The sequence below is a fragment of the Bradyrhizobium sp. USDA 4451 genome (assembly GCF_054822585.1).
Map to the genome: position 1 here is coordinate 6794478 of NZ_JBTRCH010000001.1, position 24638 is coordinate 6819115.

The window sequence follows — 24638 nt, forward strand, 5'->3', positions numbered from 1 at the left end:
GGCCGGCATCCATCACGTTTTCCGTCTGAACCGCCCCTAGCCGTTGGCCCCACGGCCAAGCTACATTCGCTCCATCGCGCGCCGATGCGCGGAGGGAGCCATCAAGGTGCCGCAGAGCACAACCAGAGCAAGATCCGGAAAAGTGCGAGGCGGCTTTCGCTCGCGACAGACGCGGAACGCGTTTGCGCCGAGATCATGCTGAACCGGACGGGCAAGACAGCCGGCGTGACGGCTCCCGCGATCACGCCTCCTCCGTCCACCTCAGCGCCGGGCGCGCGCGGCTGGCGCGACTATGCGCTGCTGCTGGCGCTGGCCTGCTGCTGGAGCTCGACTTATCCGCTGACCAAGATCGGGCTCGGCTCGATCCCGCCGGTCACCTTCATCTCGGCGCGTTCGCTGGTCGCGGCCGCCTTCCTGCTCATCGTGCTGCGGCTGCGTGGCATCCGCATCCCGACCGACATCAAGGCCTGGAAGCTGTTCGCCTTCCAGCAGACCATCAACTCCACGATCCCGTTTCTGGTGATCACCTGGGCGCAGCTTTACGTACCGGCGTCCAACACCGTGGTGCTGGCCTCGACCACGCCGATCTTCGCCTTCCTCATCACCTGGACAATCACGCGGCACGAGCCGGCCTCGCTGCTCAAGCTGGTCGGCGCGATCCTCGGCCTCGCCGGCACGGTCGCGATCATCGGCCTCGACGCGCTCTCGGGCTTCGGCAGGGAAATTGTCGCCGAGATCGCGATCCTGCTCGCCACCGTCTCGTTCGCCTGCGCCACGATCTTCGGGCTCCGGCTGTCGGACTACGACCCGATGGTAGTCGCAGCCGGTTCGCTGCTGTTCGGCGGCACCGTGCTGCTGCCGGTCGCGCTGATCGTCGACCATCCCTGGACGCTGCACCCGACCCCGCAGGCGCTGGTCGCCACCGTCGTGATGGGCATCTTGTCCAGCGCATTCGGCCTGATGCTGTTCTACATGTGCCTGACGCGGCTCGGCACGCTCACGACCAATGCGCAGGGTTACTTGCGGATTCCGATCGGCGTCGCGCTGTCGGTGATCCTGCTCGGCGAATCCGTGCCGTCGAACCTGGTGCTCGGCCTCGTGCTGGTCATGGCCGGCGTCGCCGCGATGACGGTGCCGGGCGAAGCGATCAAGCGCTGGCTGGGAAAACTGTAGAATCAGGCAACTTGCCTATCAACGTCATTGCGAGGAGCGACAGCGACGAAATAATCCATATCTCCACTTGCGGCACGATGGATTGCTTCGCTGCGCTCGCAATGACGAGCCACATACATCTACCGCAGATCAGGCCGACAATTGCTTCTCGGCGATCGAGAGCCACTCGGCCTGCGCGTCGCGCAGGTATTTCGGCGCACGCCGCATCTGGATCAGCAGCTCGTTGAATACGATGCGCGCCTCGGCGGTGCGGCCGATCAGTTGCAGCAACAGGCCATAGCGCACCCGCGCCTCGGCGCCGGGAAAATACTGCGACACCGCCTGATATTCTTCCAGCGCCTCGGCGAGCCGGCCGAGCTCGGCGAGCGAACGGGCATAAAGCAGATGCCCCTCGGCGGATTCGAAATCCGGCCAACGCGCGCGCAGGGCATCGAGCGTCGCCAGCGCCTCGCCCGGCTGCTTGCGGGCGAACTGGGCCTGCGCTTTTGCGAGCGCGTAAGCCGGATCGTCGCCTTGCGGCAGCCCCAGCACGTGGTCGTAATGGCCCTCGGCCTCCTCGAAGCGCCCGATGGAGTGGCATTCGGCGGCGAGCGCCGCGCGGTTGGCGATCGTATCCGACGTCGCGAGCCGGTCGGACAATTCGCGATAGCGCTTCTCCGGATCGAGCCGGTTGGCGACCCGCTTGCGTGCCTGCGCGGCACCCGGCCCGCCCCACCATTCCGGAACGAGCTCGACGACGATGTAGGCGAGTGCGCCGATCAGCGGCACCATCAGGATGATGTAGGCCCAGGGCTGCAGGCGCCCGGTGCGCGAGGCGTGATAGATCAGCGAGATGTCGAGCAGCAGTATGACCAATGCAACAGGCATTCGAATATCCCAGCGAGCCGGACAGACCATCCAAGTCGCCACCGTCATAACGCCCCCGTCACGCCGCGACAATCCCCGGTTGTCACTCCGGCGGCGCTAGCGTGAAAAGATCGTGAAGCGGCAGACTATCCCTGCATTGGTCGCCGCCGGAATGGATCAGGTTCATGCTCCTTGCGCCATCGCGCGAGCATGCGGGCGACGATACCGGATGCCGGCCTATTGCATGCTGACCAGCGTGAGGTCGACGAACCACGACTGGGGCGACACAAAGCCCTTCACCTTCGGACTCATCGCGCGAGGGTTCAAATCGTGGACGATATAGAGCCAGGGCGGGTCGTCGACGAGGCGCTCATGCGCCTTGCGATAGGCCGCCGAGATCACTTTCGGGTCGGTCGCTTCCGAAATCGTCCTGAGTGCGGCTTCGAACTCGTCGTCCTTCCATTGCTCGAAATTGAATCCGTTCGGAGAAAAATTGGCAGCCAGGAAATAGCGCGCCATCACGCCGGCGTCCGACGAAGGCGAGCTGATATTGAGCGCCATCGCGCCCCGCAAATTTGGGCTGTCGGGCGTGGCCCGGGCCGCGGTCAAGAGCACCTGCCATTCGATCACGTCGAATTCCACATTGACCCCGCAGGCTTCCTTCAGGTTCTGCTGGAGGAATTCGTTCATCGGCAGCGGCAGCATCTGCCCCGAGCCTGAGTTCGAGATCAGCACCTTGAACCCCAAGGGCTTTGCCGGCGTGTAACCGGCCTCGGCAAGCAGCGCCTTGCCTTTGGTCGGATCGAATTTGTAGCGGTTGGCCGGCGCGCCGAAATCGGGATCGCTGACCTTGAGCCAGCCGACCGACGGCTCTGCGGTCCCGTTGAGCAGGGACACCAGCCCGTCCCGATCGATGCAGTAGTTCAGGGCTTGGCGAACCCTGACATCCTTGAACGGGCTGTTGGCGGCGCCGATGTTGTAGAACCACGGCCAGACATGCGGATAGGAACCGGTGGTAATGGTGAAGCCGGCGGATTTCAGCGAGTCGATGCCATCGGCCGGCGGCACTTCGATCCAGTCGACCTGGCCGGCGCGCAAGGCGGCCAACCGCGAATTGGCCTCGGGGATCGGCAGCAACACGACGTTGTCGACCTTCGCGATCTTGCTCGTGTCCCAATATTTGTCCCAGCGCGCCAGGTCTGCCTCTTGCCGCGGCACAATCCTGGTGATGCGGAACGGCCCGGTGCCGGCAGCCGGCAACGTCGCGACCTTGGCCCAGTCGCGGCCGGCCTTTTCGAATGACGCGGGCGAGGTGAACAGAAGATAGACCGCCATATAGGGAAAATAGGATGCCGGCTTCGTCGTCGTGATCGCCACCGTTGCGTCGTCGATCTTCCGGTAACTGCCCATCACCGGGACCCGCGCCCGCGACATCGCCGAGCTCGGCGGTTCAAATTGCGGGCTCTCGCTGTTGAAGTAGCGATCGAGATTCCAGATCACGGCATCGGCATTGAAGTCGGTACCATCGTGGAATTTGACACCCCGGCGCAGATGGAAAATCCAGGTCTTGCTGTCGGCGGGGTCCTGTTCCCATTTCTCCGCGAGTCCGGGACGCAAAGTGGCCAAGCGGTCGGTCCCGGTCAGATTCCACAGCACCAGACCCTCAAAGATCGGATAGCCGAGAAAGCGCATACCTTCGAAGCCGTTATTCGGCAGCCCGGTTGCCGTCGGGATATCGGACGCCGTCATGGCGATGCGCAGCGTGGTCTCGGCCGCAGCTGAACGCCACGTCAGCAGCGCGCACAGGAGCGCTATCGTGCAGTAAGCCTTGCGAATGAGCATGATGCAGCTCCCGTCCGACGATCAGGAGACCACCAGCAAGTTTCAGGCCAACCTGGCGACGCAAGCCTGCCGCCTCGGCGACCGCCTCGAGGCAGAGCCAACGCAGCGAGGACGACTTGCTACTTCTTGTCGTCTGCCAGCAGCGCGCGGTATTTCGCGACGTCGCGGGTCACCAGTTGCTGCAGCACCTCGGGTGCAAGCTCATCGGCATCGGGCGCAACCGTCGACAGGTCGACGAAGCGTTTCTTCACCGCTTCGCTCGCGACTGCGCTGCGCGCGGCAGCATTCAACTTGGCGATAATTTCCGGAGGCGTGCCCTTCGGTGCGAACAGGCCGTTCCAGCCCTGCGCCTCGAACTCCGGCAATCCGGCTTCGGCCGAGGTCGGCAGTTCCGGCAGCGAGGCGAGCCGCACGGTCGAGCCGACCACCACCGCCTTCACGAGCTTGTCGTCGATCGCCTGCGACACCGAGGCCGCGGCATCGCAGACGCCGTCGATCTGGCTGCCGATCGCGTCCGTCAGCGCGAGCGCCGCGCCACGATAGCCGACCAGCTGCACGTCGATCCCGGCGGCATGCACGAAGCTCTTGCAGATCAGGTAGTTCGAGGAGCCGACGCCGGCATGGCCGAGATTGACCTTGCCCGGATTCTTCCTGGCGTAGTCGATGAAGTCCTTGAGGTCCTTGGCCGGAAAATCCTTGCGCAGCGCGACGATGCCGAAGGTTTTCGCGACCATGGCGATCGGCGCGAAGGAGTCAGGCGTGAACGCCAGTTTTGGATAGATCGTGTAGGTCGCGGCATTGGTGCCGGCATTGCCGATCGCGATCGTGTAACCGTCCGGCTCGGCGCGGGCCGCGCGGGTCAGCGCCGTCGAGCCGCCAGCGCCGCCGACATTCTCGATGATGATGGTCTGGCCGAGCGCCGCGCTCATCTGGTCGGCGACCGCGCGGGCGATCACGTCGGAGGTGCCGCCGGCCGTGAACGGCACGATCATCGTGATCGGGCGTTTCGGGAAGTCCGGCTTCGAGGAATCTTGAGCGTGAACTGCCGTCGCGAAAACGAGTACCGCGGCCGCGGCAAGGCACCACCGCCCCGGCATTTCCGTTACGCCGCCTTTTCGAACTGCTGGACCAGGCCTGCGAACAGGCCGCGGCCGTCGGTGCAGCCCATGATCTCTTCGACGTGGTTTTCCGGATGCGGCATCATGCCGAGCACATTGCCGCGCTCGTTGACGATCCCGGCGATCGAATGCGCGGCGCCGTTGAAGTTCGAGGCCGCGTCGACCACGCCGTCGGCAGAGCAGTAGCGGTACAGCACCCGGCCGTCGCCTTCGAGCCGCTTCAGCGTCTCCTCGTCGGCTTCGTAGTTGCCCTCGCCATGCGCCACCGGCACGCGGATCACCTGGCCGGCATTGTAGCCGCGGGTGAACGGCGTGTCGGAACGCTCGACCTTCATATGCACGTCGCGGCAGACGAATTTCAGCCCGGCGTTGCGCATCAGCACGCCCGGCAGCAGGCCGGATTCGCAGAGGATCTGGAAGCCATTGCAGACGCCGAGCACGAGGCCACCCTTGGCTGCGAAGTCGCGCACCGCGTCCATCACGGGCGCCCGCGCCGCGATCGCGCCGCAGCGCAGGTAGTCGCCATAGGAGAAGCCGCCGGGCACCACCACGAGGTCGGTGCCTTTCGGCAGCGCGGTCTCGGCGTGCCAGACCATCGCAGTCTCGTTGCCGGATGCGAGTTTCAGCGCGCGCGCCATGTCGCGCTCGCGGTTGATGCCGGGAAAGACGAGGACGGCTGATTTCATTTCGTCACCTGGTTTTGGGTGCCAGCGCGAGCTTAACTGCGGCGGCAAATCTTGCGTAATTGTCGTTGCTGGCCTTCTCGTCGTGCGCCGAACTGATCAGGCTGGCGGAGCCCTGGCCGCCAAACAGCAGGCCGTTGACCTGATACTCGCTTGCGCCGCTGGGCGTCACGGTGAGGCGCCGTGCCTTGTACATGCGCGGCACCGCGGAGCCCTTGTCGCCGTCAACACCGAGCAGCGTGATCCGCTGTCCGGGCGTCCGCTGTTCCAGCGCCTTGATGATCTGGTTCTGCCCGTCACGGAATTGATCGAGCGTCATCTGATTTCCGCCGGTGTACACCCGGTAGCTGACCTTGGAACCCGCTCCGCATTGCGCTTGCTCGCAGCGGAACAGATGCGTGTCGGCGCGACGCTCGTAACGCCAGCCGCTGACTGCAAACGGCGGCCGCTGCGTGGTCGCCGACGGCGCCGGCGCCTGAGCCGAAGCACCGGCGATCCCGGCAGCCGTCAGCAAACCGCCCAACAACAATCGGGCTATCGTCCGGTCACTGGCCAAGAGAACTGCCAAGAGAGACGGGAGCGGCTGACATCATCTGGCTCGCCCCGTTAGCTCAGGACCTCGACCCGGTAATTCTCGATCACGGTATTCGCCAACAGCTTGTCGGCGGCGGCTTTCAGCGCTGCCTCCGCCTTGGCCTTGTCGGTCGCGGCGAGCTCGATGTCGAACACCTTGCCCTGGCGAACGCTGGCGACGCCGTCGACGCCGAGCGATTTCAGCGCGCCCTCGATCGCCTTGCCCTGCGGATCGAGGATGCCCGACTTCAATGTCACAGTCACACGTGCCTTCACGATTGCCTCTTAACTCTTCACCAGCACGGGACCGCTGCCGGCCGGCCGTTCATTTTCGATCAGGATGCCGAGCCGCTTGGCCACTTCGGTATAGGCCTCGAGCAGGCCGCCGAGATCCCGGCGGAAGCGGTCCTTGTCGAGCTTCTCGTTCGACTTGATGTCCCACAGCCGGCAGGAGTCCGGCGAGATCTCGTCGGCGACGATGATCCGCATCATCTCGTTCTCGAACAGCCGGCCGCACTCCATCTTGAAGTCGACGAGGCGGATGCCGATGCCGAGGAAGAGGCCGGTGAGGAAGTCGTTGACGCGGATGGCGAGCGCCATGATGTCGTCGATCTCCTGCGGCGTCGCCCAGCCGAACGCGGTGATGTGCTCTTCCGACACCATCGGGTCGTTGAGCTGGTCGTTCTTGTAATAGAACTCGATGATCGAGCGCGGCAGCTGGGTGCCCTCCTCGATCCCGAGCCGCTGCGACAGCGAGCCGGCGGCGACGTTCCGCACCACCACCTCGAGCGGCACGATCTCGACCTCGCGAATCAGCTGCTCGCGCATGTTGAGACGGCGGATGAAGTGGGTCGGCACCCCGATGTCGTTGAGGTGCTGAAACAGGTACTCCGAAATCCGGTTGTTGAGGACGCCCTTGCCCTCGATCACCTGGTGTTTCTTGGCATTGAACGCGGTCGCGTCGTCCTTGAAGTGCTGGATCAGGGTTCCCGGCTCGGGGCCTTCGTAAAGCACCTTGGCCTTGCCTTCATAAATACGGCGTCGACGGCTCATTGGGATGTACCGTGTTTTGTTGAAATCCATGGATTTGGGTGCTCCGGATGACTTGGGTTACGACCCACGACGGAGCTGCCGCGGAGGCCTGGAACCCGAACAATCCACTGGAAACAGAACAAGAACCATGCCTGCTGGCAACCTATCCGATTGGGCCATCCAGCACAATCGATTGTGCCCGCCTCGGGGCACTTATACCGCCCTATCAAAAAGGGCCGATTCCGCCTGTTCTGCCTGCGGCTTAACGGCTCGTTGTCTTGCCGATTCGTCCCCCCTATCTAGGCAGGCATCGGGGCTGCCGCAACGCGCGGATCACCCGCCATTCAGCAGGGGATTGGAACTTCGGCCATGAACGAATTCAACAAGCGCGAGGAAGGTTTCGAGAAGAAGTTCGCCCTCGACGAGGAGCTGAAGTTCAAGGCTGAGGCACGCCGGAACAAGCTGCTTGGCCTGTGGGCCGCCGAAAAGCTCGGCATCTCAGGCGGTGCCGCCAACGCTTATGCCAAGGAGGTGGTCGCCGCCGACTTCGAGGAAGCCGGCGACAACGACGTGCTGCACAAGGTGCTGAAGGACCTCGCCGCCAAGGGCCAGGCCGCGACCGAGCGCGACATCCGCGCCAAGATGGACGAGCTGCTGGCCGTGGCGGTGGCCCAGGTCAAGGCGGGAAGCTGAACCCGGCGAATGGGGTGTGGCGAATGGCGAATTGGGCATCCGTTCGCTATTCGCGATTGGCCATTCGCCTTCTTGAAAACTCCTTACGAATGATGTCGAGCAGACGGCGTGACGCGGCGCTGAGGAAGCCGCCATGCCGCGTCACCGCGACCACCTCGTGACTGGCGGTGAGATTGCCGACGCGGATCGTCGCCAGCGTCGCCGCGCGCAATTCCTCCGCTGCATTGCTCTGCGACAATAGCGCGATCCCGAGCCCGGCCTCCACCAGCCGCTTCTGCGCCGTCAGGCTGTCGACCGGCGTCCAGGCGATCTCGCCGAGCCCGTGCGTCAGGAACAACGCGAACACGTGCGAGGCGGTGATCTCGCGGCGTCCCGGCACTTCGGGAAAAGCGATCCAGCGCTCATCCCTGAGATCGGCGAGCTTGCCGACCTTGCGTCCGGCCAGCGGATGGTCCGGCGCGCAGACCACCCCGAGCGGCTCGGCAAGCAGCGCCTCGCAATCGAGCTCGCCTGAACGGTCGCGGTCGTAGCGCAGCCCGATCGTGGCCTCGCCGCGCCGGATCAAATCGCTGACCTCGGCGCTGGTCGCGGTACGCAAGGTCAGCGCGACGTCCGGATGCTGGCGGGCAAAGCGCTTCAGCACCTTCGACAGCCGTTCACCGGCGAGCGTACCGGTCACCGCCAGCGCCACCGGGCCGGAATTGTCGCGCAGGAGCGCCCGCACCGCATTCTCGGCGTCCTGCGCCGCCGCCACCGCGCGTTCGGCATAGGGCACCATCACCCGACCGGCATCGCTCAGCCGCGTCTTGCCTGCGATCCGCTCGAACAAGGGCACGCCGAGCTCCTGCTCGAGCAGCGCGATGCGCCGGGAAATCGCCGGCTGCGAGCGATGCAGCGCTTTCGCGGCATTGGAGATCCCGCCGCGCCGGTGCACCACCAGGAACGTGTTGAGCGCGTCGCTGTCCATCTCCGGCCTCATGCAAAAAGCTGATGACAGTGAGAGAAATAACAAATTTGTCTGATGGCCGAAACCGCCCTATCGCCGGGTCTCAGTCGCTTTTTCAACCATCAGGAGTTCACATGCGCACCCAGGCAGACAAGGCAGCACGGTTTCGCGAGTTGCATCAGCGGCCCGGCGCCTTCATCATTCCGAATCCGTGGGATGCCGGAACGGCGAAGCTGCTGGCGGCGATGGGGTTCGAGGCGCTCGCGACCACCAGCCTCGGGCTCGCCAACACGCTCGGGCAATCCGGCGTCAGCCTCGATGCCATCATCGACAATTGCAGGGTAATCGCAGAGGCCACCGACCTGCCGGTCAACGCCGATCTGGAGAATTGCGGCGCCGACGATCCCAAGACCGCGGCAAAGGCGATCGCGCGCGCGGCCGAAGCCGGCGTGGTCGGCGGCTCGATCGAGGACTCGACCGGCAACCGCGAGCATCCGATTTACGAGTTCTCGCTCGCGGTCGAGCGGGTGCAGGCCGCCGTCGAGGCGGCGCGGGCCCTGCCGTTTCCGTTCACGCTGACGGCGCGGGCGGAGAACTTCCTCTGGGGGCGCAAGGACCTCGACGACACCATCAAGCGGCTGCAGGCGTTCGAGGCCGCCGGCGCCGATGTGCTGTATTCGCCGGGCCTCTACGACCTCGGCACCATCAAGACCGTGGTCTCGTCGGTCAAGAAGCCGTTCAACCTCGTGATGGGCTTTGCCGACCCGACCTTGACGCTCGAGCAGCTGTCCGCCGCCGGCGTCAGGCGCATCAGCGTCGGCGGCGCGATGCAGCGCCACGCGCTCGCCGCCTTCCTGCGCTGCGCCCGCGAGATGAAGGATCAGGGTGCGTTCAGCTTCGTCCGCGACATGGCGCCGGTGAAGGAGATGAGGGATATGTTCGCGGCCGGTCAGGCATGACCTGACCGCCACGACGGGGAGCGCCGGCGACAAGCCCTGAGCATGCCGGCACCGCCACGGATCGCCCGAGGCGGCGCTTTCGAGAATCTGGTATGGTGGGAGCAGCACCGCAAGTCCGGCCAAGGCGCCATCAGACCTGACGATTCATGACAGCTTGCGGCTTGCGGCCAGCCTCCGGCAATGCCAAGAGAGCGGGATCATGTCCCAAGATCACATTTCCAACGTCCTCGCCGAACGTTACGCCTCACCCGCCATGCGCGCCATCTGGAGTGGCGAAGGCAAGGTGCGGCTCGAACGCGACTACTGGATCGCCGTGCTGAAGGGCCAGCGCGATCTCGGCATTCCGGTTCCGGATGGCGTGATCGAAAGCTACGAGCGCGTCAAGGACCAGATCAATCTCAAGTCCATCATGCAGCGCGAGCGGATCACCCGCCACGACGTCAAGGCGCGCATCGAGGAGTTCTGCGAGCTGGCCGGTCACGAGCACCTGCACAAGGGCATGACCAGCCGCGACCTCACCGAGAACGTCGAGCAGCTCCAGGTCTACCGCGCCCTGCAGCTGGTCGAGACCAAGAGCATTGCCGCGCTCATTCGCTTCGCCCGGCGTGCGAAGCAATTGCGCGACATCCCGTTCACCGCACGCACCCACAACGTCGCCGCACAGGTCACGACGCTCGGCAAGCGCATCGCCATGTCCGGCGAGGAGATGCTGCTGGCGCATCAGAGCCTGGTCAACGTGCTGCAGACCTACCCCGCGCGCGGCCTGAAGGGCGCGGTGGGCACCCGTCTCGACCAGATCACGTTGTTCAACGGCGATGCCGGCAAGGCGCGCGCGCTGGAACAGCGCATCCTCGTTCACCTCGGACTGCCCAAAGCGCTCGATGCCGTCGGCCAGGTCTATCCGCGCAGCCTCGATTTCCGCGCGGTCAGCGTGCTCACCGAGCTCGCCAGCGGTCCCGGCAACTTCGCCAAGACCATCCGCCTGATGGCCGGCCACGAACTTGCCAGCGAAGGCTTTGCCAAGGGCCAGGTCGGCTCCTCGGCCATGCCGCACAAGATGAACAGCCGCTCCTGCGAGCGCATCAACGGCCTGCATGTGATCCTGAAGGGCTATCTCGCGATGGCCGCAGGCCTCGCCGGCGATCAGTGGAACGAAGGCGACGTCTCCTGCTCGGTGGTCCGCCGCGTCATGCTGCCCGATGCCTTCCTTGCCATGGACGGGCTGCTCGAGACGTTGCTGACCGTGCTCGACCAGATGGAGGTATTCGAGGCTGTCGTCGAAACCGAGCTGAAGCGCTATCTGCCGTTCCTGCTGACCACCACTGTGATGATGGAAGCGGTGAAGAAGGGCGCCGGCCGCGAGGGTGCCCACGAGGCGATCAAGGAACATGCCGTCGCGGCCATCGGCGACCTGCGCACCGGCAAGATCGTGCAGAACGATCTGCTGCAGCGGCTCGCCGCCGATCCGCGTCTCGGCTTGAGCGAAGCCGAGCTCAAGGCCGTGCTTGACCAGGGCCGCGCCAATTCCGGCGACGCCGCCGCCCAGGTCGATCACTTCGCCGAGCAGGTCGACGCGCTGGCCAAGGCCAAGCCGGACGCCGCGAGCTACACGCCGGGCACAATTTTGTAGAAGAGCGAATAGTGGGTAGCGAATAGCGAGTGGAAGAAATTCCATTCGCTATTCGCCATTCGCCCGCTTACTCTTCCTTGAAGCCGTATTCCGGCACATTGCCGCTGGCGCCGTAATATTTGTACGGCAGGAACTTGCCGCTCATGGTGATCTTGACGCGGTCGCCCTTGGGGTTGGCGACGCGTTCCATCGCCATGTCGAAGTCGATCGCCGACATGATGCCGTCGCCGAACTCCTCCTCGATCAGCGCCTTCCAGGCCGGGCCGTTGACCATCACCATCTCGTAGAAGCGGTAGATCAGGGGATCGGTCGGCGGCATCGGCGTGCCGGTGCCGCGCATCGGCACCTCGTTGAGCATCGCGGTTTCTGCCTTCGACAGCCCGAACAGCTCGCCGGCATTGGCCGCCTGCGGTTTTGTCAGCTTCATCTGGCCAAGGATCGCGCCGACGATCAGGACTTCGGAATAGCCGCCGATCTTTTCGCAGATGTGCTTCCAGCTCCAGCCCTTCTCGCGCTTGATGTCGAGCAGCTTCTCGGTGAGGTCTTCGCGTTTCATGGGGTTTCCTCCTTTGGGCTTCAGCGCGCAGCGCTCTGCGCGGGATTGGGTTCGACGACACGCGGCGGCGAGACGATCACCGGCTCGCCGACGCCAGGCCGCACCACAGGCACGTGGCGCGGATCGTGTCCGGTCGCCTCGGTCGCAAAGCTCTTGCTGCGGCTGACCAGGAAATCGACGATATGGTTGCGCAGCGCATAATAGTAGGGATGGCGGTGCAGATCGATGCGGCCGCGATCCTTCGGCAGCGGATTCTCGACGATCTCGGCCAGCACGGCGCCGGGGCCGTTGGTCATCAGGAAGATCTTGTCGGCGAGGAAGATCGCCTCGTCGACGTCATGGGTGATCATGAACGTGGTCTGTCCGGTCTCGAGACAGATGCGCCGTACCTCGTCCTGGAGCGTGCCGCGGGTCAGCGCGTCGAGCGCCGAAAACGGCTCGTCCATCAGCATGATCTTCGGCGTGATCGACAGCGCCCGCGCGATGCCGACGCGCTGCTTCATGCCGCCAGACAATTCCGACGGATGCTTGTGCTCGGAGCCGCTGAGCCCGACCAGATCGATGAACCTCTCGGCGTGAGCCTTCACGCGTGCGCGGTCCCATTTGCGCCATTTCGAGCTGACGGCGTAGGCAACGTTGCCGAGCACCGTGCGCCACGGCAGCAGCGCGTGGCTCTGGAAGATCACGGCGCGGTCGAGGCTGGTGCCCTCGATGCCCTGCCCGTCGACGATCACGGTGCCCTCGCTCGGCTCGTCGAGCCCGGCGAGGATGTTCAGCACGGTGGTCTTGCCGCAGCCGGAATGGCCGATCACGCAGCCGAACTCGCCGCGCGCCATCGACAGCCAGAAATTCTCGAACACCGTGGTCGTGCCACCGTCCGCGCCGGGATAACGCCGCGCAATGCCCTCGATGGAGATGAACTTGTCGGTCATCGCTACTCCGGAAACGTCACCATGCGCGTGAAGCGCGCCAGCACCTGGTCGAGCAGCATGCCGACAAGGCCGATCAGGAGGATCGCGATGATCACATTGGTGATCGACAGATTGTTCCACTCGTTCCAGACGAAATAGCCGATGCCGGTGCCGCCGACGAGCATCTCGGCGGCCACGATCACGAGCCAGGCGATCCCGATCGAGATCCGCATGCCGGTCAGGATGGTCGGCGCCGCCGCCGGCAGGATCACGGTGAAGGCGCGCCTGACGGTGCCGACCTCAAGCGTGCGCGCGACGTTGATCCATTCCTTGCGTACGCTTGCAACGCCGAACGCGGTGTTGAGCAGCATCGGCCACACCGAGCAGATGAAGATGACGAAGATCGCCGAGATCGAGGAATCCTTGATGGTGTAGAGCGCCAGCGGCATCCAGGCCAGTGGCGAGATCGGCTTCAGCACCTGGATGAAGGGATCGAGCGCCTTGCTGATCAAAGGCGACATCCCGATCATGAAGCCGAGCGGAATCGCAACGATCACCGCGATCAGATAGCCGAGCCCGACCCGGCCGATCGAATAGGCGAGCTGGATGCCGAGCCCCTTGTCGTTCGGCCCGTTATCGTAGAACGGTCGCTTCAGGTGCTCCCACAATTTCGCGCCGACATCTGATGGTCCCGGCATCGCCGACTTGCCCTGGGTCGCCGTCAGCCCCATCAGCTTGGCGTATTCGGGGCTCATGTTCGCAGCCGCACCCGTGCTGCGGGTCGCGAGGTGCCAGGCACCGAGGAAGGCGGCGAGCAGTGCGAACGAGACGATGGCGGCGCGGAGACGGAGGGAAAGCGTCACGTGGCGAGCTCCCTCCGCCCGTCTTCCCTGCGAAAGCAGGGACCCATACGCCGCGGCCCCTCGATGGAGCACGCCGGGAGACACCGTGCACAATCGCTAGCGGTCGTGGTTATGGGTCCCTGCTTTCGCAGGGACGACGGTGTGGATAGACTTCCTCTCCTCACGACGACTTCCTGATCTTGAAGCTCGCCAGATAATCGTCGGGTTTGGCCGGATCGAAACTCTTGCCCATCACCGAGAACGATTTGTAGGCGGTCGGCGGCGGCGAAAGGCCCATCTCGGCCATCACCTTCTTGGTGTCGGTGGCGAGATACACCTGCTCGGCAACCGCTTTGTAGTCGACGTCGCCCTTGATCTGGCCCCAGCGCTTCATCTGGGTCAGCATCCACACCGCAAAGGATTGCCAGGGGAACGGATCGAAATCGACGCGCTTCGGATCGGTCTTCACGCCGCCGAGCCCGTCGGCATAGGTGCCGGTCAACACCTGCTCCAGCACCGTCACCGGCGCGTTGATATAGTTGGCCGGCGCGATCGCTTCCGCGATCTGCTTGCGATTCTCGGCCTTCGCCGCATAACCGGTGGCATCGACGATCGCGCGGGTCAGCGCGGCGAAGGAATTCGGCGCCGTGGTGATGAACTCGCGGCTCGCCGCAAAGCTGCAGCAGGGATGACCGTCCCAGATCTCCTTGGAGAGGATGTGCAGGAAGCCGACACCGTCATAGATCGCGCGCTGGCAGATATTGTCGGGCGCGAGGAAGCCGTCGATATTGTCGGCGCGCAGATTGGCGACCATTTCCGGCGGCGGCACCGAGCGGAGCTGCACGTCGGTATCCGGATCGAGCCCGTGCTCGGCGAGATAATAGCGCAGCAAATAATTGTGCATGGAATAGTCGAACGGAATGGCGAACTTCATGCCCTTCCAGTCCTTCGGATCGCGCCGATCCCTGTGCTTCATCGCCAGCGTGATGCCCTGCCCGTTGATGTTCTCGATCGCGGGCACCGTGAACGGGATCGCATTGGCGCCGAGCCCCAGCGAGATCGCGATCGGCATCGGCGCCAGCATATGGGCGGCGTCGTATTCCTTGTTGATGGTCTTGTCGCGAATGACAGCCCAGCCGGCGGTCTTTACCACCTCAACGTTGAGGCCCTGCTTGGCATAGAAGCCGAGCGGCGCCGCCATGATGATCGGAGTCGCGCAGGTGATCGGGATGAAGCCGATCTTGAGGTCCTTTTTCTCCGGCGTGCCGGCATCGGCGAACGCCTCCGTCGCGGTCTTGATCGGAAAGACCTGCGACAGCGCGGCGAGCGCGGTCGCGGCCCCGACCGATTTCAGGAACGCGCGGCGCGCGACATCTTGCGGAAACACCGCCCGCATCACCGCCGAGGCAACGATGCCTTCGTAGCGCTTCTCGTCGCTCACGACAGGCTCGCAGCGCAGCGTGCCCGCGGCATGCTCGTGCTCGGCCGCCGAGCGGTGCCGGCCGCAGGCGCAGCCGGATCGTGAAAGATCACGATCGGCGTCGAAGGGATCGTCTGACGTGGACATGCTGCGCCCCATTGTCGCACCGAAACGCGGAGAGCTCCGCGATCCGGTTCATCGATCGGCGTCCGGCCGCGTTTTGCGCCGCCGGACGCCGCCAAACATGCAGGTTCTATGCCGCCTTGCCGGTCACGACGGCAGATGTCGGCAGGCCTTCATCGATCGGCAGCGACGGGTCGCGCGACCACTCGTTCCAGGAGCCGAAATACATCCGCACGTCCTTCACGCCGGCGTTCTTCAGCGCCAGGAAAGTGTTCGAGGCGCGCGCCCCCTTGAAGCAATAGAGATAGACCGGCGTGGTCTGCGAGATGCCGACGGTGGCGCATTCGGCAAGGATCTCGTCCTTCGACTTGAAGCGCGGGCCTTCGCCGGTCGGCTTCATCATGCGGTACCATTCGAGCCACACCGCGCCGGGAATGCGGCCCTTGCGCGGGCAGAAATCCTTGCCGTAGGGGGAGGAGCTTTCGCCGATCCACTCGTCGACGTCGCGCACGTCGAGGATCGCAACGCCGGGCTTGCCAACCGCGGCCAGCATCGTTTTGGCGTCGATCATGATCTCGCCGGCCTCCGGCACGATCGCAAAGCCGGCCTTCACCGGCACGGCAACGTCGGTGGTGACCGGCAGGTCCGCCGCCTTCCAGGCATCGAAGCCGCCATGCAGCACCTTGACCTTGGGATAGCCGAGCATGGTCAGCAGATAATAGCCGCGGCAGGACTGGCCGAAGCCGGAATTCATCGACTGCTCGTAGATCACGGCGGTCTCCTTGCCGGAGAGACCGGCCGCACCGAAGGCGTCGGCGAACTTGGTCTTCAACTCGTGGATGCCCTCCGGGGTCGAGGTCGCAAGGAACGTGAAGATATCGTGCACATTGACGGCGCCGGGCAGATGGCCCGCAGCATAGGCATCCGGATTCCGCGTGTCGATGATGACACACGGTTCTTTCTTGACGAGCTCGGCAAGTTCGCCGGCGGTGATCAGAACGTCCGTCATGGCTCTCTCCTGTTGCGTGGTTGCTAGTCTTGGTGGTCCCGAACTTGTTTGGGCATGATCTCCGCGCAAACGCGTTCCGCGTTTGTCGCGAGGGAAAACCGGTCTCCACTTTTCCGGATCATGCTTCACCCATCCGCGAGCATCTTGCGCAGCTGCTTGGTGGCGGGCGTGACGATGGCGACGAAATAGGCCTCGCGCAGCCGGCGCTGGGCGCGGTGGCTCATCAGATAGCCGCGCGCGCCGCAATGGAGCATCGCGGCATGCGCGACCGCGACGCTGGCGTCGCCAATGCGCAGCCGCAGCGCGACGACGCGGCGCCAGTAGCTGTCATCGGCATTGTAGGGATCGCGCGCCAGCGTCATCGCCTCCTTCTCGAACTCGGCATAGAGCTCGCGGAATTGCAGCGGCTGCTGCGGCAGATAGCGGTTGACGTGACCCAGCGGCGCGTGGACCTCGTCCATGATGTTGATGCAATCCTTCATCAGGCCGAGGCCCATGCCGACCTGCAGCAGGATGAAGCCGGCGCGGATCTTCCTGACGAACGGTGCGGCCGGCTCGGCCAGGATCAATTCGTCCGGCACGAAGGCATCGCGGAACTGGACGCTGTAGGTGCCGGTGCCGTCCATCGCCAGGAACGGCTTGCACGGCGTCAGCGTGATCGCGGGATCGGCGCAGTCGGCGAGGAACATGACCGTCCGCCCCTGCTCGCTCGTGCCGTCGTCATCCTCGCGCTCGAAGATCGTGCCGAAGTAATGGTCTGGCCCGAGATTCGACACCCAGGGCAACGCGCCGCGCACGATGTAGCCGCCGTCGACCTTGCGGCCTTTCAGCTTCAGCCGCTCGATGCCGAAGAAGCTCTTCATCGGGTTGGACAGCCCCGTGCCGCCGAGCCGGCGCCCGCTGGAAAAGCAATCGCCGAACCGGGCGGCGAGCTTCATGTTGGTGGAGTTCGCCGCGTACCAGACCAGCGTATTCTGGCACCACGCCATGAAGGCGGTGGCGCCGCAGACCTCGCCGATCGCGGCCATCGACTGGATGGCGCAGCGCAAATCGGCGGGGCCCTCCTGCGGCACGTGGCTGTTCCACGCGCCGACCTCGCCGAGCCGGCGCAGGAATTCGGCCGGATAGACCGTGCCGGCGTCGATCGCCGATGCGAGCGGCGCCAGCTCCTGGCGGGCGAGGCGCGCGACCTCGTCCGCTATCGTCGGTGCGGGATCTTGAGCTGCGACCCGCGATAAAGCCAGTGAACCCATGGATAGTCTCCGCACCTTGAATTGCCGGTCCGAGCTTTACGCGCTGACCTCGAGATTGACGGGGCGGGTGAAGGTGTTGGCGACCGGCGACCACTTCTTCACATGCGCCACCAGCGCATCGATCTCGCTCCTCGGGACGCCCTCGCATTCCATATCGACCTTGACGCGCACATCGGTGAAGCCGACCGGCTTCTCGCTGACGTCGCCGGTGCCCCACACCGCGGTGATGTTGAGGTCGCCCTCGAGCTCGAGCTCGAGCTTGTTGACGATCCAGCCGCGATGCACGGCGTTGGCGTGCAGGCCGACCGCAAGGCAGGAGCCGAGCGCCGCGAGCGAGGCTTCGGAGGGATTGGGCGCGGTGTCGTCGCCGAGCAGGCCCGGCGGCTCGTCGACGATGTAGGGCGCAAGGTTGCGGATGTAGTTGGCGTGACGGAACTTGCCCTCGGCCACCGTCTTGCACTTCAAGGTCTTGATCACCTTCGGATTGGCCTTGCCGTTGGCAATGAGCTGCTCGAGCCCGCCTTTGTCGATCGGCGCGAGGCAGCCGGTCAGAGCGGTTTTTTGAGCGACAGCGGTCATCAGTTTTCTCCCTGGGAGCGATGGAAATGGTCAGGATACCGAACGGTCTGTTTCCTGCATAAGCCGTGCCAGTCCCGCGCCAAATCAAAAGGTGAAATCGCAGAGGCGCTTAAGCGGGCCTGCCTGCGGATTGACCAGCGCCGCCCTGCTCAATCGCCAAGCAAATGCTGCGTGGGCTGCGATTACTTTGAGCGCAAGGCAGCGCACATGACCGCCCCGTGAAGATGCGGCTTGATGATTTAGCCGCGCTCCGATTTACTGCCGCGCATGGTCAAATCGCTCACCAAGAAAAAAACCGCAGCGTTCGCCGCCGGCGACGATGAATCCGCACGCGGGCGCCTGCTCAGTGCGGCGACGCATTTGTTCTGCAAGAACGGCATCAACGCCACGGGCATCGATGCGATCATCGATGAGGCTGGAACCGCGAAGACCACGCTCTACAAATTGTTCGGCTCGAAGACCAATCTGGTGCACGCCGTGCTGGAGAGCGAAGGCCGCCAGTGGCGCGAATGGTTCATCGGCGCGATCGAGGCCGGCGGCGGCGATCCGCAGACCAAGCTGGCGCGGATCTTCCCTGCCCTGAAGACATGGTTCGCCGAGGAACGTTTCTACGGCTGTCCCTTCATCAATGCGGTCGCCGAGCACGACAAAGACGCCAAGCAGTTCCGCAACATCGCGCTGAAGCACAAGAAGGTGGTGCTGGCGCATATCGAGAAGCTGGCCGGCGAGATGGGCGCGGCGGAGCCCGCCGTGCTGGCGCATCAACTCGCGCTTCTGATCGACGGCGCCATCGTCGCCGCCATGGTGTCGTGTGATCCCACCGTCGCCGACACCGCCGGCCTTGCCGCCGGCAATCTGTTCGCGCCGGCCAAGGTGAAGAAGGCCAAGCGCGCGACCGAGCTCGAGGCGGTCTAGTCCGACTTGCCGACGATTTGTCACATCATTGCGAGCGCAGCGAAGCAATGACGGCAGAAACGCCGCTCTACAGATCGAAATTCGTCGGCAGCATCACGACGTCACGGATGGTCATGCCGCGCGGCCGGGTCAGCATGAACATCACAACCTCGGCGACGTCGCTCGCCCCGAGCAAGCTGCCCGCCGCCTTGGCCTCCGCGAGCTTCTCCGCCGGCCAGTCGGCGAGCAGCGCGCTGATCACGGGCCCCGGCGAGATCGAGCCGACGCGGATGCCGTGCTTGAACACCTGGCGCCGCACCGTCTGGACGAAGCAGTTGATCGCCCATTTCGACGACGCATAGACCGGCTCCCACGGCGTCGGGAAATGCGCGGCGAGCGAGCTCGTCACGATGATGTCGCCCGTACCGCGTGCGATCATGTGCGGCAGCACGTCGTGCACGTTCTTCATCACGACATTGACGTTGAGGTTCAGCATCCGGTCGATCGCATTGGTATCGGCATCGACGAGGTCGCCGCCGACATAGATGCCGGCATTGGCGTGCAGGATGTCGAGCTGGCCGGCCTTTTCGAGCACCTGCGGCAGCAGGCTCGCGCAGGCCTTTGGATCCAGCAGGTCGAGCACCAGCGTGACCACCGCGTCGCCATGCTTGCCGGCGAGGGCTTGCAGCGCGGCCGCGTCGCGGTCGACCATCACCACGCGAGCGCCGGCCGCCAGCATCGCCTCGCTGCTCGCAAGTCCAATACCCGATGCCGCGCCGGTCACGGCCGCGACCTTGCCTTCCAATTGCTTCGCCATCGTCTCCACCCTGTCGGTTCGTGTGGCGCGTATGGCAACACATCACGGCCGCGATGTCAGCTCACCAAGCGCTGGAGCCTGTCATCGGGCGTGCCGAAGGCGAGACCCGTGGCGAATGATGACACCGAACAAGACGCTTCACCGCCCCTGCCGCAGCGCCGCCTCCAGCCGCGCCAGCTCGGCGTCGAGGTCGCGCTCGATGTCGGCCACCTGCATATCGACCACCCGGTAGTCGCGCGCCTCGAGCCAGGCTCTGCGCTTGGCGCGATCGGTGCCGATGGCCTCGCTTTCGTTCGGATTGACCAGTTCGATCGCGGTCCGGTGCACGAAGGAGACGAAGTCGGGGATGTGGCGGCCAACCGGGGTCTGGCGCTTGAACTGGCCGGCGAAGCGGCGGTCGCGGGTCAGCGCCTGCCACAGGATCCGCTCGGCATCGGTCGGGTTGCGGCGGAGCAGCCGGGCGAGGCCGCGCACCGTGCTGGAATTGTCGGCGGTCGCGCCGCCGCCGCCCTGTTCGGCGAGCAGCGCGCGGAGCCGTGTCGCCTGGGCGCCGTCGAGCACGCCGCCCTTGGCGGGGCCCTTGCGGCCCTCGGCGATCGCCATCACCACGCCGTGCAGCGTGTGCATGTCCTGCTTGGTCGGATCCATCCGGGTGAAGATGTTGCGCAAGTTGACCAGCATGGTGTCGCGCTTCTCGGCCGGACGCAGGAACTCGACCTTGTCGAGCTCGGCGACAAGGTTGTCGAAGAACGCCTGCATCTGGTGCTGGGAAGCCGGCTCAGACCGCTCCGGCATCGCAAACGGCAGCGCCCCGGCGGTCGAGAGCTTGAACCATTCATAGCCCATCAACAGCACCGCCTGCGCCAGGTTGAGCGAGGCGAAGCCCGGATTGACCGGATAGGTGATGATGCGGTTGGCGAGCGCGACCTCCTCATTGGTCAGGCCGGAGCGCTCCCGCCCGAACAGGATGCCGGCGCCGCCACCGGATGCGACATGGCGGGCGATCTCGGTCGCCGCGCTTTCCGGCCCGACCACGGGCTTGGCTTGGTCGTGGGCGCGCGCGGTGGTGGCGAACACCAGCGTGAGGTCGGCGATCGCCTGCTCGACGGTGTCGAACAATTCGACGGAGCCGATGATGTGGTCGGCACCGGCGGCCGCGCGCTGTGCGGCGATGTTCGGCCAGCCGTCGCGCGGGTTGACGATGCGCATCCGGCTCAGCGCGAAGTTGCCCATCGCGCGCGCGGCCATGCCGATGTTCTCGCCAAGCTGCGGCTCGACCAGGATGACGACGGGACCGGCAAGGTCGTGCCCTGCCTTGGTCTTGTCGGTGCCGGACATCTCACTTCACTTTCTGATTCAAGATCTGAAGATTTTGAATCAGCTTCCGAGGCGGCTGATTCAAAACCTTATCCAGGGGCCCGCAACCAGCTTTGCACCGGTTTTGCGCGGAACCAATTTCTCCAAGCAGATAACAGGGTTAGCGGCGATTGCGAATCCTCAATCGGAATCCCGATCGCAGAACATGAGGGCCGCGGCTTGCGCGCGCTTCGCCTTCGGATAGGCTATCAACCACAACCAAAGCGAAGCTGTAAAGGCACGCTTGAGACGCCGGTTGAACGGCGAGGCAGTTGGATTGAAGCACTTTGGGGGGACGACGATGCGGGGCAGATGGACGCTGGCGATTGTGGGCCTGATCTTGATCGTGGCGGGGGGCCTGCTCGCGCACTTTACTCAGACGGCAGGCGGCATCCGGATCGAGGATGTCAGGTTCAAGGGCGCCAAGGGCAACACCATGAGCGCCCTGCTCTACGTCCCGGCCAATGCGACGGCGCAGATCCCGGCGCCCGGCGTCCTCGCCGTCCACGGCTACATCAATTCGCGCGAGACCCAGGACGGCTTCGCCATCGAGTTCGCCCGCCGCGGCTACGTCGTGCTGGCGCTCGACCAGACCGGCCATGGCTACAGCGACCCGCCCTCCTTCGCCAACGGCTTTGGCGGACCTGACGGCCTCGCCTATCTCCGCAGCCTTCCATTCGTCGACAAGGAGAACATCGGTCTCGAAGGCCATTCGATGGGCGGCTGGACCGTGCTCGCCGCCGCCGCAGCGATGCCCAATGACTACAAGTCGATGGTGCTGGAAGGCTCCTCCACCGGCAAGCCGTTCGCCGCCGAGGGCACGACGTCGTGGCCGCGCAACACCGCACTGGTGTTCGCGCAGTATGAGGAATTCTCCACCCTGATGTGGGGCGTCGACCTCGCCCGCGACGTCACCACCAGCCCGAAGCTCTGGGCGCTGTTCGGCACCCAGGGCGCGGTCGAGCCGGGCAAGGTCTATGGCGATCCGGCCAATGGCACCGCACGGGCGCTGTACACGCCGGCGATGACCCATCCGGCCGAGCACATCTCGCATGAGGCGATCGGCTACAGCCTCGACTGGTTCGCCAAGACCCTGAAGGGCGGCACACCGCGTCCGGTCGACGACCAGATCTGGTTCCGCAAGGAGATCGGCACGCTGATCGCCCTTATCGGTTTCATCGCGCTCGTGATCGGAACGTTCGACGGGCTGCTTGAAGCACTGGCGTTCTCCCGCCTGCGTCTGCCCGCGGTCGCCGACGGCACCATGCCGCCGCATCAGGCGGCGAGCGGCCGGCGCTGGACCGCGGCGTTCATCCTGTCGGCCTTCATCCCGGCGCTGACCTACTACCCGGCCTTTGCACTGGGCGGCACCTTCGTCACCCCGAGCGCATTCCTGCCGCAGGGCATCACCAACCAGATCCTGGTCTGGGCTATTATCAACCTCCTGATCACACTGGCCCTGATGCGGTTCGCGCCGAAGCGCGCCAGCCGGGCGGGGCCTCGTCGGTCAATCCATCGTGATCGCGCTGGCGTCGGTTGCGGTGGGTTACGCCGCGCTCTGGCTCGCCGACCTCGCCTTCAAGATCGACTTCCGGTTCTGGATCGTCGCACTCAAGTTGATGAGCGCGAAGCAATTCCTCATCTTCCTGATCTATCTGATTCCGTTCACGGCGTTTTTCGTCGTGGCGCTGCACGTGCTGCACCGGAATTTCTCGACCATGGATACGCCGCGCGGCGCGCTGTACCTGACCAACATCCTGGCCCTGACGCTCGGTTTCATCGTGTTGCTGGCGCTGCAATACGGCACGCTGTGGCTGAGCGGAAAGCTGTTCAACCCGATCCCGGACCCCGGTTTCGTGCCGCTCTCGACCATCGTCGCGATCCAGTTCGTGCCGCTGCTCGCGATCGTCGCCGTGATCGCGACCTTCACCTGGCGGCGGACCGGATCGAGCCTGCCGGGGGCCCTGATCGCGGGCCTGTTCGTGACCTGGTACATCGTCGCAGGGACGGCCACGCAGGCGGCATTTTAGGCTAAAAGATGGGCTTAAAGTGCATAACCGGTCCGCTTCCGCCCGCCCCCGGGCGGTGCTATAGCGCAGGCGTATTCCACCATCCCGCCGTCAAAAGCGCGCTGTTCCCAAGAGGGCCTCTCCGTCATGGCAAAAATCAAGGTATCCAATCCCGTCGTCGAGCTCGATGGCGACGAGATGACCCGGATCATCTGGCAGTACATCAAGGACAAGCTGATCAACCCGTTCCTGGATGTCGAACTGCTGTATTTCGATCTGGGCATGGAATACCGCGATGAGACCAACGACCAGGTGACCATCGACGCGGCGGAGGCCATCAAGAAGGTCGGCGTCGGCGTCAAATGCGCCACCATCACCCCCGACGAGGCCCGGGTGAAGGAGTTCGGCCTGAAGCAGATGTGGAAGTCGCCGAACGGCACCATCCGCAACATCCTCGGCGGCGTGATCTTCCGCGAGCCGATCATCTGCAAGAACGTGCCGCGCCTGGTGCCCGGCTGGACCAAGCCGATCATCATCGGCCGCCACGCCTATGGCGACCAGTACCGCGCCACCGACATCAAATTCCCGGGCAAGGGCACGCTGTCGCTGAAATTCGTCGGCGAGGACGGCACCGTGATCGAGCGCGAAGTGTTCAAGGCGCCCGGCGCCGGCGTCGCGATGGAGATGTACAATCTCGACGACTCGATCATCGATTTCGCCCGCGCCTCGCTGAACTACGGCCTGCTGCGCAACTACCCGGTCTACCTCTCGACCAAGAACACGATTCTGAAGGTCTATGACGGCCGCTTCAAGGACATCTTCCAGGACATCTACGACCGCGAGTTCAAGAAGGAATTCGAGGCCAAGGGCCTGACCTACGAGCACCGCCTGATCGACGACATGGTGGCCTCGGCGCTGAAATGGTCCGGCGGCTATGTCTGGGCCTGTAAGAACTATGACGGCGACGTGCAGTCCGACACCGTGGCCCAGGGCTACGGCTCGCTCGGCCTGATGACCTCGGTGCTGCTCACCCCGGACGGCAAGACGGTGGAAGCCGAAGCCGCCCACGGCACCGTGACCCGCCACTACCGCGAGCACCAGAAGGGCAAGGAGACCTCGACCAACTCGATCGCGTCGATCTTCGCCTGGACCCGTGGCCTTGCCCATCGCGCCAAGCTCGACAACAATCCGGAACTGGCGAAGTTCGCCACCACCCTGGAGAAGGTCTGCGTCGCGACCGTCGAGGAGGGCTACATGACCAAGGACCTCGCGCTCCTGGTCGGCGCCGATCAGCGCTGGCTCTCGACCACTGGATTCCTCGACAAGGTGTCCGACAACCTCGTGAAGGCCATGGCGGGCTAAGCCCGCCGTCCC

At 64.7% G+C, this 24638-nt stretch carries 24 protein-coding genes; 7 read left to right on the forward strand and 17 right to left on the reverse strand.

The genetic code is table 11. The features are described from left to right. Nucleotides 1–195 precede the first annotated feature (195 nt). The gene (locus ACVMB0_RS31825; protein ID WP_461348732.1) at nucleotides 196–1173 is read left to right on the forward strand and encodes a DMT family transporter; all 978 of its coding nucleotides are present in this window, start codon (nucleotides 196–198) and stop codon (nucleotides 1171–1173) included. 129 nt (nucleotides 1174–1302) lie between these two features. Here ACVMB0_RS31825 and ACVMB0_RS31830 read toward each other — a convergent pair whose 3' ends face one another. From ACVMB0_RS31830 to purC, 7 genes are all read right to left on the reverse strand, one after another. Further along, nucleotides 1303–2040: a tetratricopeptide repeat protein gene (locus tag ACVMB0_RS31830; protein WP_461348733.1), complete on the reverse strand. Its 738-nt coding sequence runs from the start codon at nucleotides 2038–2040 to the stop codon at nucleotides 1303–1305. 216 nt (nucleotides 2041–2256) lie between these two features. After that, nucleotides 2257–3861: an ABC transporter substrate-binding protein gene (locus ACVMB0_RS31835; RefSeq protein WP_461348734.1), complete on the reverse strand. Its 1605-nt coding sequence runs from the start codon at nucleotides 3859–3861 to the stop codon at nucleotides 2257–2259. A 119-nt stretch (nucleotides 3862–3980) separates the two neighbouring features. Beyond that, nucleotides 3981–4958: a tripartite tricarboxylate transporter substrate-binding protein gene (locus tag ACVMB0_RS31840; RefSeq protein WP_461348735.1), complete on the reverse strand. Its 978-nt coding sequence runs from the start codon at nucleotides 4956–4958 to the stop codon at nucleotides 3981–3983. A 5-nt stretch (nucleotides 4959–4963) separates the two neighbouring features. Beyond that, complete coding sequence (gene purQ, locus ACVMB0_RS31845; RefSeq protein WP_461348736.1) at nucleotides 4964–5665, reverse strand: phosphoribosylformylglycinamidine synthase subunit PurQ; 702 nt, start codon at nucleotides 5663–5665, stop codon at nucleotides 4964–4966. A 4-nt stretch (nucleotides 5666–5669) separates the two neighbouring features. Further along, a complete protein-coding gene (locus tag ACVMB0_RS31850; protein ID WP_456797880.1) occupies nucleotides 5670–6188 on the reverse strand; it encodes a hypothetical protein in 519 nt (172 codons plus the stop codon). 80 nt (nucleotides 6189–6268) lie between these two features. Beyond that, nucleotides 6269–6511, reverse strand: a complete 243-nt coding sequence (gene purS, locus ACVMB0_RS31855) for a phosphoribosylformylglycinamidine synthase subunit PurS (protein ID WP_029083848.1) — start codon at nucleotides 6509–6511, stop codon at nucleotides 6269–6271. A gap of 9 nt (nucleotides 6512–6520) precedes the next feature. After that, entirely contained in the window at nucleotides 6521–7288 is a 768-nt protein-coding gene (gene purC / locus ACVMB0_RS31860; protein WP_016843454.1) for a phosphoribosylaminoimidazolesuccinocarboxamide synthase, read from the reverse strand. 348 nt (nucleotides 7289–7636) lie between these two features. On the opposite strand from purC, the gene ACVMB0_RS31865 reads away from it, so the two are divergent. Continuing rightward, nucleotides 7637–7960, forward strand: a complete 324-nt coding sequence (locus ACVMB0_RS31865) for a DUF1476 domain-containing protein (protein WP_461348737.1) — start codon at nucleotides 7637–7639, stop codon at nucleotides 7958–7960. A 46-nt stretch (nucleotides 7961–8006) separates the two neighbouring features. Here ACVMB0_RS31865 and ACVMB0_RS31870 read toward each other — a convergent pair whose 3' ends face one another. Next, nucleotides 8007–8927 (reverse strand): LysR family transcriptional regulator, encoded by a 921-nt coding sequence (locus ACVMB0_RS31870; RefSeq protein ID WP_461348738.1) that lies wholly within the window; start codon nucleotides 8925–8927, stop codon nucleotides 8007–8009. A 113-nt stretch (nucleotides 8928–9040) separates the two neighbouring features. Here ACVMB0_RS31870 and ACVMB0_RS31875 point away from each other — a divergent pair, with 113 nt between their 5' ends. Both ACVMB0_RS31875 and purB read left to right on the forward strand, forming a co-directional pair. Continuing rightward, nucleotides 9041–9865 (forward strand): isocitrate lyase/PEP mutase family protein, encoded by an 825-nt coding sequence (locus tag ACVMB0_RS31875; RefSeq protein ID WP_461348739.1) that lies wholly within the window; start codon nucleotides 9041–9043, stop codon nucleotides 9863–9865. Between the two features lie 199 nt (nucleotides 9866–10064). Next, complete coding sequence (purB, locus tag ACVMB0_RS31880; protein ID WP_461348740.1) at nucleotides 10065–11495, forward strand: adenylosuccinate lyase; 1431 nt, start codon at nucleotides 10065–10067, stop codon at nucleotides 11493–11495. A 67-nt stretch (nucleotides 11496–11562) separates the two neighbouring features. Here purB and cynS read toward each other — a convergent pair whose 3' ends face one another. The 7 genes from cynS to ACVMB0_RS31915 form a co-directional block, all read right to left on the reverse strand. Then, nucleotides 11563–12051, reverse strand: coding sequence for a cyanase (gene cynS, locus ACVMB0_RS31885; protein WP_106951845.1), 489 nt, complete (start codon nucleotides 12049–12051; stop codon nucleotides 11563–11565). Between the two features lie 20 nt (nucleotides 12052–12071). Then, nucleotides 12072–12983: an ABC transporter ATP-binding protein gene (locus ACVMB0_RS31890; protein ID WP_461348741.1), complete on the reverse strand. Its 912-nt coding sequence runs from the start codon at nucleotides 12981–12983 to the stop codon at nucleotides 12072–12074. 2 nt (nucleotides 12984–12985) lie between these two features. Beyond that, the gene (ntrB, locus tag ACVMB0_RS31895) at nucleotides 12986–13825 is read right to left on the reverse strand and encodes a nitrate ABC transporter permease (protein WP_461348742.1); all 840 of its coding nucleotides are present in this window, start codon (nucleotides 13823–13825) and stop codon (nucleotides 12986–12988) included. Between the two features lie 160 nt (nucleotides 13826–13985). Next, nucleotides 13986–15371 (reverse strand): CmpA/NrtA family ABC transporter substrate-binding protein, encoded by a 1386-nt coding sequence (locus ACVMB0_RS31900; RefSeq protein WP_461348743.1) that lies wholly within the window; start codon nucleotides 15369–15371, stop codon nucleotides 13986–13988. Nucleotides 15372–15477: 106 nt separating this feature from the next. Further along, nucleotides 15478–16356: a sulfurtransferase gene (locus ACVMB0_RS31905; protein WP_456753910.1), complete on the reverse strand. Its 879-nt coding sequence runs from the start codon at nucleotides 16354–16356 to the stop codon at nucleotides 15478–15480. A 125-nt stretch (nucleotides 16357–16481) separates the two neighbouring features. After that, a complete protein-coding gene (locus tag ACVMB0_RS31910) occupies nucleotides 16482–17609 on the reverse strand; it encodes an acyl-CoA dehydrogenase family protein (RefSeq protein WP_456753909.1) in 1128 nt (375 codons plus the stop codon). Between the two features lie 36 nt (nucleotides 17610–17645). Beyond that, nucleotides 17646–18188, reverse strand: a complete 543-nt coding sequence (locus tag ACVMB0_RS31915) for an OsmC family protein (RefSeq protein ID WP_456753908.1) — start codon at nucleotides 18186–18188, stop codon at nucleotides 17646–17648. Between the two features lie 267 nt (nucleotides 18189–18455). Here ACVMB0_RS31915 and ACVMB0_RS31920 point away from each other — a divergent pair, with 267 nt between their 5' ends. Continuing rightward, nucleotides 18456–19103, forward strand: a complete 648-nt coding sequence (locus tag ACVMB0_RS31920; RefSeq protein ID WP_456753907.1) for a TetR/AcrR family transcriptional regulator — start codon at nucleotides 18456–18458, stop codon at nucleotides 19101–19103. Between the two features lie 67 nt (nucleotides 19104–19170). Here the strand turns inward: ACVMB0_RS31920 and ACVMB0_RS31925 are convergent, their stop codons facing one another. Both ACVMB0_RS31925 and ACVMB0_RS31930 read right to left on the reverse strand, forming a co-directional pair. Further along, entirely contained in the window at nucleotides 19171–19899 is a 729-nt protein-coding gene (locus ACVMB0_RS31925) for an SDR family oxidoreductase (RefSeq protein ID WP_461348744.1), read from the reverse strand. Between the two features lie 138 nt (nucleotides 19900–20037). Then, nucleotides 20038–21237: a TrmJ/YjtD family RNA methyltransferase gene (locus tag ACVMB0_RS31930; RefSeq protein WP_456753905.1), complete on the reverse strand. Its 1200-nt coding sequence runs from the start codon at nucleotides 21235–21237 to the stop codon at nucleotides 20038–20040. A gap of 274 nt (nucleotides 21238–21511) precedes the next feature. Here ACVMB0_RS31930 and ACVMB0_RS31935 point away from each other — a divergent pair, with 274 nt between their 5' ends. After that, nucleotides 21512–23290, forward strand: coding sequence for an alpha/beta hydrolase family protein (locus ACVMB0_RS31935; RefSeq protein ID WP_461348745.1), 1779 nt, complete (start codon nucleotides 21512–21514; stop codon nucleotides 23288–23290). A 121-nt stretch (nucleotides 23291–23411) separates the two neighbouring features. Continuing rightward, nucleotides 23412–24626, forward strand: a complete 1215-nt coding sequence (locus tag ACVMB0_RS31940) for an NADP-dependent isocitrate dehydrogenase (protein WP_456753903.1) — start codon at nucleotides 23412–23414, stop codon at nucleotides 24624–24626. Nucleotides 24627–24638 lie beyond the last annotated feature (12 nt).